The 13,230-nt window shown below is 41.9% G+C and carries 15 protein-coding genes and 1 pseudogene; 5 read left to right on the top strand and 11 right to left on the bottom strand.

The features are described 5' to 3' along the window. Positions 1-14: 14 nt before the first annotated feature. The 10 genes and pseudogenes from atpD to PGR74_RS07765 form a co-directional block, all read right to left on the bottom strand. Positions 15-1,520 carry a F0F1 ATP synthase subunit beta gene (gene atpD / locus PGR74_RS07810; protein ID WP_041502120.1) on the bottom strand — a complete coding sequence of 502 codons (1,506 nt, stop codon included), beginning with the start codon at positions 1,518-1,520 and terminating at the stop codon, positions 15-17. 127 nt (positions 1,521-1,647) lie between these two features. Beyond that, positions 1,648-2,040 carry a hypothetical protein gene (locus PGR74_RS07805; RefSeq protein ID WP_041502121.1) on the bottom strand — a complete coding sequence of 131 codons (393 nt, stop codon included), beginning with the start codon at positions 2,038-2,040 and terminating at the stop codon, positions 1,648-1,650. Positions 2,041-2,219: 179 nt separating this feature from the next. Then, on the bottom strand, positions 2,220-3,872 hold the full coding sequence (locus PGR74_RS07800; RefSeq protein ID WP_041502122.1) for a tetratricopeptide repeat protein: 1,653 nt from the start codon (positions 3,870-3,872) through the stop codon (positions 2,220-2,222). A 27-nt stretch (positions 3,873-3,899) separates the two neighbouring features. Continuing rightward, positions 3,900-4,844 carry a PstS family phosphate ABC transporter substrate-binding protein gene (locus tag PGR74_RS07795; RefSeq protein WP_041502123.1) on the bottom strand — a complete coding sequence of 315 codons (945 nt, stop codon included), beginning with the start codon at positions 4,842-4,844 and terminating at the stop codon, positions 3,900-3,902. Positions 4,845-4,847: 3 nt separating this feature from the next. Further along, complete coding sequence (locus PGR74_RS07790) at positions 4,848-5,672, bottom strand: energy transducer TonB (protein WP_041502124.1); 825 nt, start codon at positions 5,670-5,672, stop codon at positions 4,848-4,850. A gap of 3 nt (positions 5,673-5,675) precedes the next feature. Then, a complete protein-coding gene (locus PGR74_RS07785; RefSeq protein WP_041502125.1) occupies positions 5,676-6,347 on the bottom strand; it encodes an ExbD/TolR family protein in 672 nt (223 codons plus the stop codon). A gap of 21 nt (positions 6,348-6,368) precedes the next feature. Next, a complete protein-coding gene (locus PGR74_RS07780) occupies positions 6,369-6,971 on the bottom strand; it encodes an ExbD/TolR family protein (RefSeq protein ID WP_041502126.1) in 603 nt (200 codons plus the stop codon). Between the two features lie 110 nt (positions 6,972-7,081). Continuing rightward, positions 7,082-7,882: pseudogene (locus tag PGR74_RS07775) on the bottom strand (MotA/TolQ/ExbB proton channel family protein); the annotation flags it as partial. A gap of 18 nt (positions 7,883-7,900) precedes the next feature. Continuing rightward, on the bottom strand, positions 7,901-8,206 hold the full coding sequence (locus PGR74_RS07770) for a hypothetical protein (protein ID WP_041502127.1): 306 nt from the start codon (positions 8,204-8,206) through the stop codon (positions 7,901-7,903). A gap of 63 nt (positions 8,207-8,269) precedes the next feature. After that, positions 8,270-8,662 (bottom strand): hypothetical protein, encoded by a 393-nt coding sequence (locus PGR74_RS07765; protein WP_041502128.1) that lies wholly within the window; start codon positions 8,660-8,662, stop codon positions 8,270-8,272. A 291-nt stretch (positions 8,663-8,953) separates the two neighbouring features. On the opposite strand from PGR74_RS07765, the gene pgl reads away from it, so the two are divergent. The 5 genes from pgl (at position 8,954) to PGR74_RS07740 (ending at position 11,427) form a co-directional block, all read left to right on the top strand. Beyond that, entirely contained in the window at positions 8,954-9,649 is a 696-nt protein-coding gene (gene pgl / locus PGR74_RS07760) for a 6-phosphogluconolactonase (protein ID WP_041502129.1), read from the top strand. Positions 9,650-9,803: 154 nt separating this feature from the next. After that, the gene (gene mscL, locus PGR74_RS07755) at positions 9,804-10,232 is read left to right on the top strand and encodes a large-conductance mechanosensitive channel protein MscL (RefSeq protein ID WP_041502130.1); all 429 of its coding nucleotides are present in this window, start codon (positions 9,804-9,806) and stop codon (positions 10,230-10,232) included. Positions 10,233-10,317: 85 nt separating this feature from the next. After that, on the top strand, positions 10,318-10,620 hold the full coding sequence (locus PGR74_RS07750; protein ID WP_041502131.1) for a hypothetical protein: 303 nt from the start codon (positions 10,318-10,320) through the stop codon (positions 10,618-10,620). A 34-nt stretch (positions 10,621-10,654) separates the two neighbouring features. Next, on the top strand, positions 10,655-11,053 hold the full coding sequence (locus tag PGR74_RS07745) for a hypothetical protein (RefSeq protein WP_110688642.1): 399 nt from the start codon (positions 10,655-10,657) through the stop codon (positions 11,051-11,053). After that, positions 11,005-11,427: a golvesin C-terminal-like domain-containing protein gene (locus PGR74_RS07740; RefSeq protein WP_146216429.1), complete on the top strand. Its 423-nt coding sequence runs from the start codon at positions 11,005-11,007 to the stop codon at positions 11,425-11,427. The genes PGR74_RS07745 and PGR74_RS07740 overlap by 49 nt, the downstream gene beginning before the upstream one ends. 144 nt (positions 11,428-11,571) lie before the next feature. Here PGR74_RS07740 and PGR74_RS07735 read toward each other — a convergent pair whose 3' ends face one another. Beyond that, positions 11,572-13,218, bottom strand: a complete 1,647-nt coding sequence (locus PGR74_RS07735; RefSeq protein ID WP_160289124.1) for a metallopeptidase TldD-related protein — start codon at positions 13,216-13,218, stop codon at positions 11,572-11,574. Positions 13,219-13,230 lie beyond the last annotated feature (12 nt).

The raw sequence follows: 13,230 nt of genomic DNA, 5'->3' as shown, positions 1-13,230 counted from the left end.
ACTCGACAAAACCTCTACTTCTCGGCCGCTGCCATCATCTCTTTTCCTTTCTTTATCACATCATCGATAGTTCCCACATTCATAAATGCTTGTTCCGGATATTCATCCATATCACCGTCCAGAATCATCTTAAAGCCTCGAATGGTTTCCTCCAGGGGAACCATCACTCCCGGTATTCCCGTAAATTGTTCCGCAACGTGGAATGGCTGAGAAAGAAACCTTTGTGCCCGCCTCGCCCGGTTGACAACAATTTTATCCGAATCCGAAAGTTCGTCCACGCCCAAAATAGCAATAATATCCTGTAATTCATTGTAATGCTGCAACAACTCTATTACCCGCTGAGCCACATTATAATGTTCTTCACCTACAATATTCGGATCCAAAATACGAGAACTGGACTCCAAGGGATCAACAGCAGGGTAAATACCCAATTCCGTAATCTTACGACTTAATACGGTCGTGGCATCCAAAAAATTAAACGTAGTTGCCGGGGCCGGATCCGTTAAATCGTCCGCAGGAACGTAAATAGCCTGAATGGAAGTGATCGATCCGTTTTTTGTAGATGTAATCCGCTCTTGCAATTTACCCATCTCGGAAGCCAACGTCGGCTGATACCCCACGGCAGAGGGCATCCGCCCCAACAAGGCCGAAACCTCGGACCCTGCTTGAGTAAACCGAAATATATTGTCAATGAAAAATAAGATTTCTCGTCCTCCCTCGTTTGAATCCCTAAACATTTCCGCTACCGTCAATCCGGAGAGAGCTACCCTTAAACGAGCTCCGGGAGGTTCATTCATTTGTCCGAAAACCAAAGTCGCCTGAGAATGATTCACTTTTTCCATATCCACACTCTTCAGATCCCATTTCCCCTCCTCCATCTCATTCTTAAACTTTTCGCCATAGTCAATAACTCCCGATGCTATCATTTCCCGTAACAGATCGTTTCCCTCCCGCGTTCGTTCCCCAACTCCCGCAAAAACAGAATAACCATTATGTCCCTTCGCTATATTATTGATCATCTCCATGATTAATACCGTTTTTCCCACACCCGCTCCGCCGAACAATCCGATCTTTCCCCCTTTAGCGTAAGGTTCCAACAAATCAATAACCTTAATGCCCGTAAACAAAAATTCTTCCTTAATCGATAAATCTTCAAATTTAGGAGCCTCTCTATGGATAGAAAGCGTTTCCGAATAGTCTAAAGGAGCCAAGTAATCAATGGCATCACCCGTGACATTCAGCAAACGTCCTTTTATTTGTCGCCCTACAGGCATCGTTAAAGTCCTACCCAAATCAATAGCTTTCATTCCCCGGTACAAACCGTCCGTCGTATCCATAGCAACACAACGTACGGTATTTTCTCCGACGTGTTGTTCAACCTCCACGATCAACTTATGCCCGTTATCTCTTTCAATCTCCAACGCTTCATAAATCGGTGGTAATTCGCCTTCTTTATTTTCGAAGATAACATCGACAACAGGTCCGATTACCTGTGTAACATACCCAATTTTCTGTATCATAACATCAATTTAAAATCTCTAAACTTCAGAACAATATGTTAACGTATTTCAACTAAAAAAGTTATTATTCTAATACCGTTAACATTACAAGGCAGGAATATCCTCTATTTAATAGGCTCAAATAGAACTAAATAATCATTTTACTCAACATATAGATATAAAATCCTTGTATATGCCGCTCGAATAAATACCCCCCTATCTTCCGGTAACTGTCGGTACATCTCAAAAAAGCGATCATCGTTTGACGGTTACTCCTCGCAAAAGGATCAGACCGTTTGCCCTTTTGAAACTCGGATTCAGCAGGCAAATCAACAGTAGGCGTCAAAACAAACGAATTTCCTATCCAATCGTAAACATTCATTAATTTATCAACTGTTACAGGCAAAGAAAAACTCGTCTGACAATCCTCGGAAACAATTGAAATTTCCTCCTCTCCCTCATAAATAGCTTTCTGGAAAGGTTTTGCCCCGACACTCAGGGACACCGATAAAATCAATATAATCCAAATCAATCTTTGCATAACTACTCATACACTATCAAAGATAATGCCAATTTTGAATTATTACAACATATTTCAAATAAAAAGCCATATCTTCCAACGCAACCCACCACAGGCCGCGTAGAATCGGAAAACGGAGGCAATCTTTAGATCAGGAGAAAAAGACATCTTTTATTGCCTACCGTTTTCCTGGCAGGATTCTACTTGATCTGTTCCAATGCTTGCTTGGCAACCTCATCCGAAGGATCGAGCCCGATCACTTTATAAAAATAGGATTTTGCAGTATCATATTCCGTTTTAGCCGGTAAGGGATTGCCATTATTCTTAGCCGTAACGGCATCCGCTTGCAAATAATAATAGTACCCCAAATATTTATAACTCTCTATCAGCTCTTTTTTATTACGTTCCGGCTGTCCCAAAGCAATTTCAATTACTTTTTCATAATAAGGACGGGCCAAACCTTTTGCCGTCTCTGGATCTAACATGGAATTCGCCCGGGCACGCCAAAAATAGCCGACATAACTTTGCGGCACCTCTTCGCTCACGATATGGAATAAAGAATCAGCTACCATCAACTCTCTATTTCGAGATTCCGCAACGGAGTCCCGACATGCCACGTCATAAAAACATTTTCCCAATCGCAACACATCCCCGGGTTCGCAGTTATCCGTCGTTTCCGTATATTTTCGGTAATAACGAATGGCCCGATCCGGTTGCCTTGTTTTTATACATATATCCATCATCTCCCGGTAAAGCTCTCTTTTCGTCTCATCCTTAAGCAATGCTTTTTCGTAATAAGAGAGAGCATCATCATAACGTTCTACTGATGCTAATTGCTCGGCATAGCACAAAAAATCCTGCGCGATGCATTCATTTTCGGAAGTCGTTTCCATAAAATGCCGGATAGCATCTATCCCGTTGGCATCCGTCTCCAGTTTCGATAGACAATAAGCATACAACCTCTTGGCCACTTTATTATCCGGCAACTCTTTTAAGACCGAATTGATTACCGGAAACATCTCTTCGTATTGTTTGTTAAAATAAAGGATTCCCGCATAACGTAACCTATGACCCGAATCGCTATACCCGCAACGAATAAATTCGCCATAATACTTCGCCGCATTACTATAGTCGCCGGACATCTCATACAGCTCGCCAAGCAGACCATACGTTCCGCAAAAGTCAGGAGCCATCTCCTTCACGTGATTCAAGTTTTCCTTTGAAAGCGATGAATTGGCCGTCATATATAACCGAGCCAATTTGAGGTAAGCTCCTATGCAATCCGGAGAAAAATAAAGAACCATGTCGTATTTTGCACAAGCCTCTCCGATACGGCCCTCTTTTGTCAAAATATCTCCCTCCAATAAATAGGGTAATCCGCTTTCAGCATCATACTCCTTGGCTTGTTGTATATATTCCATCGCTTTTTCCCTATTACCGGCATAATAATAAGCCCGGGCCAACGCCACCTGTAAACGGACATCTTTTTTATATCCTTTGGTTTTAAGAACTTCTTTAAAAATATCCTCCGCCTCTTCCTCCGCCTCTTTCAATTTTAACATGCCAATCCCTATACGATTATAAGGATATTCCGGTTGAATTTCCATCCCCTTTTCGAAATAAATTCGCGCGGAATCGATTTGCCCTAACATCACGTAATTTTCACCCAAATAATAATACGCCTCCATCTTTTGTTCCGGAACTATGGTTTCCAAATTTTTCAAAAAATAGATTTTAGAGACATCATACATCCCTGATTGATATAACTCAATACCCTCTTTATTGTCCGCCGCCTTTCCGCATAATCCGGCAAATAACAAACCTATACATCCTATCAATTTTATCGAGTCCATGACTTTACATTTTTTTATCCATCAATTTCACAATTCACTTCTTATATCCACGATATTCACAGGCATCGTGGCCGGTAACAATCCGGCCTTCAAAATAATTCTCTGGCCCTGAGCTCCCGTAATGAAGGAGGTCAATCCGGTCGGTAAAACCCCCTTGGGATCATTCAACAAAATATAGATATCTCTTCTCAACGGATATTGACCGGTATAGAGATAATACTGGTAAGGTTGATAACTGTTTTGACAAGAAGGTTGTCGAGAACGACTAACACGCATAACCTGAATATCCTTCCTAAAATCTTTGCAAAGAGAGTCCTGGTCTTCGCTAATCCAATTAACCCCGATTACCCCTAAAGCACCCGGTGTACGTGCGACATAATCTATGACTCGCTGATTCGTCCCGGCTGCCCGGCAACGACCGGACAACGGTTCTCCCCGGCATATGGAATCGATCACGTATCGAACCGTACTGGAATTCGGGTGATCAAATACGACCTGGATCTCTCCCGATGCGGAACGGGAAGGGAGCTCTTTCCAATCCGTCACTTTTCCTGAAAAGATCTGTTGTAACATATCCAAATTGACAATCGAATCGGCATTTTGTCTATGTACGATCAAGGCAATCCCGTCCGTGGCGATTTTTATCGATCGCGGGAAAAATTTACGGCTATGAAACGATTCCGTTTCCTCCCCCGATAAAGGACGGGTTGCTATAACAAAACGCACGCTATCCTTCAATAAAAGATTGATCGCTTCTACTTCATTCGTATATTCAGGTAGTATTCCCGCATATTGGTATCGCGATTCGAAAACGGCTATCTCCTCCTCCGCAAGCGGAGCAAGAGTTTGGTCGACAGCTATGGACATTACGCCGCTAAACAAGGTTTCCTGTCCCGCCGACGAGTTGCCTTTACAGGCAACCATCAGCAGCAAAACAAAAACGAACCCGGTATAGTTACTCCATTTTTTCATAAATCACCGTTGAATTTTAAACGTGATCGGCAACGTGAATCGTACAGAAACAGGCACACCTTGTTGTTTTCCGGGAATCCATTTCGGCATTTTCTTAACTACCCGTATGGCTTCCTTATCCAAATCTGCATCCACGGAACGCAACACCTCGACATCCCTGACACTCCCGTCCTTTCCGATCACGAACTGAACGATTACCTTACCGGAAATTCCCATCTCTTCTGCTACCGGCGGATAATGAATCTCTTTACCGAGCCATTTCAACAAAGCTTTCATCCCACCGGGAAATGTCGGACTCTGTTCGACCACCTGGAAAACAGCATCTTCATCATTCACGACTAATTTATGATCCTCCAAATCGGCAATATCCTTTCCGGACTCCTCATCGTTTCCCTTTACGTCCGCTATCGAGATCGCCATCTTCGCCTGAGTTACTTCCTCCTGAGTTTTCAACTCGTCTTCCTCCCTCACCTCTTCATCTTTTTTAATTACCGGAGCCGTAAATTTTATCGTGCTCTTCAACGTGGGAGGAGGCGGGACATTTACCGCAACCACCTTATTTTCTTCCTTTACCTCCGGTAATTCCATCTTCAAATTCGACAACTCAGTTACCGTAACCATTTTCTCCTGAGCCTTCACCGGTGTTAAAAAACGAATAAAAATCGGCAATACCATAAACAACACGATCAACCCGATAATAATCAGGTATGCCGTAATATGGCGTCTGGAAGAACTCTTACGAAGCACGTAAGCCCCGTACTCTTTATTTTTTCCTTCGAAGATCAGATCACACCATTCTCCGCAGGTTACATCCAAATCTTTCGCCATAACCTATTGTTTTAATTCTACATAACGAACAACTTCTTTCAAATCTTCCGCATACCCATCATGCGTCAAATCCTGCAATAAACGCAAATCGCCGGGAGTAATATCCATAATAGCGTAACGCCCTATATTGCAAATCTGCATCTCGTCCAAAGCATCTATCAGATTCTTATAACTGGCAAAATCTGTCGCTTTAATCAATACCACGGGAGAATCTTTATCTTTCCGGATCTCTGAAGACTGCTTCATATACTCTTCATTCGTAATCTCCAGGTTGGCTCTTTTCTGTTTCAGCTCCCGAATCTTTTGAACCACGAACCGATTACGTCCCAACAATAAAGCACGTAATCCGTTGGAAGAAAAATCCGTCTCTTTCAACAAATCGGGATCATCATAATTCGGCTCCCCCACGTAATAATATACCTTACCCTCTTTCCCTAATAAAATCGTTATGGCCTTAGAAGCTTTCACTTTATTTTGCTCCTGTTCATTCAATAAATCCTTCCGAGGCATACTGATTTCCATTGTCTGAGGTTTACTCATGGAGGTACATAGCATGAAAAAAGTAATCAGTAACATATTCATATCCACCATGGGTGTAAAATCCACATGAATGTTGAACTTTTTCTGTTTACCCTTTTTTCTGCCACCCTCCTCTTTTTGTTGAATCTCTGCCATAATTTTTTATTTTAAAATTGCTCAGACTTCAGGTGCATTCTTCAAATTGGTAATCAAATTATACCGATTCTCTCTTAGATCCTGAAGGGTATTCATGATATCTTTAATCAAAGGATAAGGAGTACTTTGATCCGCCTTAATCGCAATGACTAACTCTTTATTTACTTCCCGCACGCATTGCATCCAGGTCTTAAATTGATTATCCGTACTGTCACACGGTATGCCGTAATTCATGATCAGCTTATCCTGCTCTTCCGGAGATAACGCAAGAAATTGTTTCATTCCTTGAATAGGAACCCCAAAAGAAGTATTCAAACTAAATTTTTTCAACTCCTGATCAGTAAAAGCGATATGATAATTTTCTCCCATTTTCTTTAAAACTTCCATCCGATCCTGAGGTTTATCCAAACCCATAAATACCTTTCCATTCGATTCGATCAATATGGATACAATATTGTTTTCCGGTATCTTTATTTCCGATACGGACTGCGGAGGAGCAACCTTCACGGGCTCCTTCTGGATAAAAGTGGATGTCAGCATAAAGAATGTCAACAATAAGACCGTCACATCGCTCATGGCCGTCATATCGATAAGTGTCGATTTCTTTTTTATTTTCTGACTCATCACCCATTCATTTTAACGGTTTTCGTATTCATTTATGCTAAAAGCGGATCGGTCGTCGGAGCGACCCGATTTCCCGTCTTTTTCAAAACGTTCACTTGCGATTCGCGAACGGCAAAAGTTTGCACGATATAAGCCCCTATTTCATCAATACTATGCGTAATGCCATCTATTTTACTCGTGTAAAAGTTATAAGCGATAACCGCACAAGCTCCCGTGGCTATACCAAAAGCCGTATTTACCAAAGCTTCCGAGATACCTGTTGAAAGCGCAATGGAATCCGTTCCCCCGGCAGACGATAAAGCCGCAAACGATTTGATCATGCCGATGACGGTTCCCAACAACCCCATCAAGGTCCCTAACGTGGTTATCGTCGCGATAACGGGTAAATTCTGTTCCATGGTAGGTAACTCCAGCATCGTCGCCTCTTCCAGGTCTTTTCTCACGGCCAACTGTTTCTCCTCCTTAAGCATTTTATCGTTCGCCTTCACATCGGCATAAGTGACCAAGGATGCCCGTATTACGTTAGCAACGGCTCCTTTCTGTTCATCACACAATGATTTTACCCCCTCGATATCTCCATCCGCCAGAGATTGCTTCACTCTTATTACAAACTGTTTCAAATCATTTTTACCCCTTGCCTTGCGCAAAGCAAAAAAACGTTCCACACTTAATGTCAATACGGTAAATAATAGAGTCTGAATCACAGGAACGATTATACCTCCTTTATAAATAGTTCCTAACAAATTTCCAGGTAAGGGATGATTATTCGGATCATTGTTCACAAAATTTGCAGGATTACCGAACACGAAATGATAGATGACCAAAGCCAAAGCAAAACAAAGAACAATAATCGGAAACGCGGATATTCCAAAATTCCTTTTTCCTTTATTTATATTTTCACTCTTTTTCATAATTTCAAATTTTATATATTACAATGCCAGATATAACGCTAAAAAAACCAACCCAAAGACAACTCCCATCACGAGAAACGGATATAACTTTTGCAGGACCAATTCCCCGCGTAACTTCTTCTTTTCCATGGTATAATTACTTATTAAAAAACATAAAACAGTTACCCTTCGTGAAATACAGAAACGGGACCCTCCGTTTTCTCTCCAATACACGAAATGCCAATTACAATTACCCACAAGCATAGGGGATACAATTTGATACCCGGATGAGGTATCAATGCCCGGGGAAACCTGTTCCGGAATGAACCTTATCAACCCATCCATTCATTACCCTTTACACCTGACCCTCTAAATGCAAATCGGTCAGAACAGAGAAATAACGGTAGGCTAAATTATTATTTTACAAAGCTGATAGACATAGAAACCTTCTTGGTGTCGTAGTTCAAGAAGAGTATTAAAATTCTCTTGTGAAAGAATTTTCTCCGATAAAGCTACATCTATTTTTAAAGAAGAAAGTTGAATATTCCGATAGTATAATAGAGATATATGTTCCCGATTACCACTAAAAGAAATTTCTTGTTGAGAAAAAACGAGAGATCGCTCTATGGCCCAACCGTGGTCTATTTCTGCGGTCGAAAGCGTTGAATCATCCTTCTCCCCTTCTACACATACTTCATTCCCCACGACACCCCGACTATCGGACTCCAAACCGAATAGTTCCGTGCCAAACAGGAAGAGAAGCATGAACAGCGAGACATATTTCAACAATATCTTTCTCATTTTTTCATATTAATTACGTTCAAAATTAAGAAATATTATTCTCAAAAAAAATCTTTTTGACAAATAAATTTTGAATTTGACAATGATTCACATTAATCGATGTTCTTTTGTTTATATATCATATTTTAATTTTCTTATACGATTGATAAATCAAAAAGTTAACGTTACCAACCTACTATTTCCATTCGGCAACAGGTCATTTTAATGCATAAAGATGTAACAACCCTTGTTTTAATCACGAATAAAACATAACTTGCATTACTCAAATCATGTAAACAAATCGTATTGAACATGAAAATAGAAACTTTAACTACAGCTGAAGAGGCCTTACGTTCACTGAGTGAAAAACTCATCTCTATCATCGGACAAAGCCGGGTAAATCCGTTTCATATCGCGTTATCCGGCGGCAAAACGGCACAAACATTATTCAAAATATGGACAAAAGAATACAAAGAACGTATTCCCTGGGATATTCTTCGTTTCTATTGGGTAGACGAGAGATGCGTGGCCCCGGATGATGATGAAAGTAACTTCAAGCACGCCGAACAACTTCTTTTCCATCCTTTGGAAATTCCCATAGACCACATTCACCGTATTTGGGGAGAACAAGATCCCAATATCGAGGCGGAACGTTACTCGGAAATGGTTAAGTGGGAACTCCCCGGATATTCCGATCTTCCCCGTTTCAACTGTATCATTCTCGGTGTCGGTACGGACGGCCATACGGCTTCCATCTTCCCGGAGTCGTCCAACTTGTTGACGGACCGCCGTTGTTATGCGGTATCCCAGCATCCTGCCACCGGACAAAAACGAATTAGCATGACCGGTCCTCTCATTTTGCAAGGAAAACATATTTTAGTTCCTATCCTCGACCCCGAAAAAAAGGAGATCATGGAACATATTGTCCGTGGAGAAGGAGATTTTCCGGCTCTTTACCTCCTTTCAAAAGCTCATAATGCTTGTATATACACGGATCAAATCATATAATATACGACAGGAAGAATTTGGGAAAATCATATGAACCGGAAAAATAATTTGTCGGTTAAAAATCATGCTGTTTTCAGTAATCCCGCATCATTTAAGTAGAACAAAATAAAACATACATACGATATACATGAATAACATCTAAAAACAAAACGAAATGAAAAAAGTATTACAAGAATTCAAAGCTTTTGCCATGCGTGGAAATGTGGTGGATATGGCTGTCGGTATCATCATCGGAGGTGCCTTTGGCAAAATAGTATCCTCGTTGGTCGGCGATATTTTAATGCCTGCCATCGGATTGGCATTGGGAGGGGTCAACTTTTCCCATTTGAAGATAGTCTTAAAACAGGCTGTCATCGATAACGGGCAAATGATCTCCCCGGAAGTAGCCTTAACTTACGGCAATTTTATACAGGTAGTCATAGACTTTATAATCATTGCCTTTTCTATATTTATCCTTATAAAGGTAATCAGCAAGCTATCTCAAAAGAAAGAAGAAGCTCCCGCAACACCTCCCGCTCCTCCTGCCGATATCCAGTTATTAACAGAAATCCGGGACCTTTTAAAAGAAAAAGAGATAAAGTAACTTTCCGTCCTACCATTACAATAAAATACTGATCTTTATAAACAAGGTCAGTATTTTTATTCGTTCTTTAGAACCTACTAAAGAAATGACAGAAAGAGATATAGCAATTTTCTGGTTAAACCTGGATATTGAATTTATCAAGCAGAACAGCAGTTATGACGTGAAACCTATGTTCAGCGGAGAAACAATGTTTATTTCCTCTCGGAAATACCCGATCGTTCACGATATTTTAACCGACGTGTCACGTGGAGATTTCAAAGACAATAATTCATCCCCGATGGACGATTACCTGGCCACAGAGTACCTAAAGGGCAAGAGTTTAAAAGATGCCCTGCTCGATGTGCGGGATGTACGGATCATGAAGATCACAGAAACAGCCCCCCTATAGTTTGTATAGCTTCAAGGTATTTAACTGGAGTGAGGTGCCCGGACTAATCAAGACGGGAGAACACAAAGGGTGGATTATCCTACCACACGAGGGAAGGGAAATACGGGCCCGGGGACAGCAATATAATGGACACATCCCGCAAAAACCTTTGGCTCAAAACATTACCGCTACTGTACGTTTCAAAACAAAAGACATGGGAAACGCCAACGTGGACACGACCACCGGGGTCTTTAAATTAGACGCATCGATGTTCCCCGCTGACAAGAACGCAAATGAAATTATCGTGGATAACGAAGATCCAGGGTTCAAGGTGGTAAAACCGGAGAGTTTTATCACCTCTTTATTCCGAAAAGAAAAAAACGGGAAAAATATCATGAATTTTTCATGGAAGATACTTGGTTGCCTACTAACCATTTTTATGGCGTCCCCGTGAAAAGTGCATACTTTAAAAGTGTGAGTTCCGGAAAACAAAAAGTGGTGTGGAACGTCACCTTCCCGCAAAAGGGAAAACACGAGGTATTCTTTTACTACACGGAATTCGGTGACTTAGATTCTTTTACCATTGGTGTACCAGAAAATCTAAAGATATTACGTTCCTATACCGTTTTCGACGGTAAAAAAGAGCAAGAAGTTATCATCTCTTTGAGCAAAAAGGAAAAAGGAACTTGGGTATCCTTGGGCATATTCGATTTTTCAATAAATGCCCGGGTAACCCTGAGCGACAAGGCTATCAATAAAGACTACCGGCAAGGACTCGTGACCGATGCCGTAAAATGGGTAAAAATAATTTCCAGTGATGTCTTTTGAGGTCCATTTCGAACCTCAACACCATTTCCGGCACGATAACCCGTCAACTTATCTCCGAATTTCCACACGTATCGATATACTATAAAATCGGTTATCGGATGGATGCTAAACATGATCCGATAACCGAAAATAAAAAAACAAGATCTACTCCAGTAAAGGATTTTTTAAAACCGGAGGCTTTCTTTTCCGGACATTCATGACAGTTATATCCGCATTATCCAAAAGAAAGGATGCGGGGTAGATCATCGATACGACGGCTCCTTTATCGAGTATAAAATTATTTACCCTCTCCGAGGAGCAAATCGCCCTGATATTTTTCAACTTAGCCATGTTCACGGGGGAAACTTTCCCGAATCGGACCTGGGTCTCTTTTCCTGTTTTCACATCCACCCGATACAACAAGGAAGCGTTACCGGACAAGCGACGCACGATATAAGCGTAATCCATTTTCTCTTCCTTTGCCACTTTAAGTAAGGCTTTTTTCATGGCTTCGGGTTTTAACCCGTCGTTCGCTTTCACATGGAGCGTTCCGGGAGCAGTCACGTAGATCACGTCACCGCGGGCGGGAATAAATCGGGCACTTCCGGTGGAATAACGCACTTTATTCGTCGGAATCTTCCCGTTCAGCTCTTTTTTCAAAACACCTTTATCCACGAGCAGCATCTCTTCTTCAGGAACCACTCCCTCGGCATCCACGACATAGCTTCCCAATAGGGGTACACTCATATATTCCGTCATAGAACTGTAATTCACTACACTCAACCGGGAATCGAGCAATTTTTTCCCGATCTTATCTTCGAAAGAGGTTGTCGCCTCCCTCTCCCCCAACGGCATCCGGTAAGTACATAGACCACCGTTATTCCCCAACAGATTCTCTGTAAAAATCTGCCGTACGGCTTCGTTTTCAAAAAGAATCGGCCCACTGTACTCCTCTCGAAACACCTCTGCGTTTTTCAGATCCATCAGACGCCGGGCAAAACCAGCCACGATTTGTTTGAGCTCATCGAGCGCAGGTAAGGCTGTAAACGAGGGGGCAAGCAAAATATAGGAATCTCGTATATATTCCCCAGTTGCCGTCATAACGGCTGCCTCCATATACAACTCCACGAAATCCAGCGGTTGTTTGATCGCTACCTGCTCCGTAGTCAACTTATAAAAAGTCATCTCGTTGCCCTGTAATATCACTTTCGATCCGATAATCTCCTTGTAATGACCGAACACGGCCGATAATTCCCGTGCCATCGTTTCCACCTCCGAAATACCGGAAATATAAGGTTGTTTTGCCTGAACCATCTTCTCTACCGAAGGGGTCGGCAACAGATCGGGAAGCCCCTGAGGAACCTCGTAAGGATTAGCTTCCAGGTAAGCTTTCTTGGCTGAAAATTCCTGCAATGCTATCTTGTACGCCTGATCGGAAGCTAACCAAAAACCGAAACGAATCGCATTATAATCGATTTCTCCCCCTAAATCCACTCTTAAAAATTGTCCCACGTGGCGTAAATCATTCGTTCGATTGTAGTCGCCGATCAATACCTGCGCTGTTCCCATCAGGTGAAGAGGCAAAAGAACCGAGTTCAACACGGAACCCAAAGTAGCTTCTACCGAATACTGACGGGAGAGAGAAACAGCATAAGAAACATAAAAGGGCTTACTCATCATCGGAAGAGCTAAACGCTCTTTCGTTCTCACCTGTTCATCACCCATCGCCGTAAAGATAATCAACTCTTCCGGAGTCTGGGCATGCAAGACACCCGAGAGCAAAATCAACGTTAACAGTACTCTATATTTCATTATTTTTCCATT

Source organism: Sanguibacteroides sp. AM78-02pH3A, assembly GCF_027666085.1.
Classification (GTDB): Bacteria; Bacteroidota; Bacteroidia; order Bacteroidales; family Marinifilaceae; genus Gabonibacter; species Gabonibacter massiliensis.
Note: the sequence above shows the minus strand (reverse complement) of the source record. Positions and strands in the feature narration are given on the sequence as shown.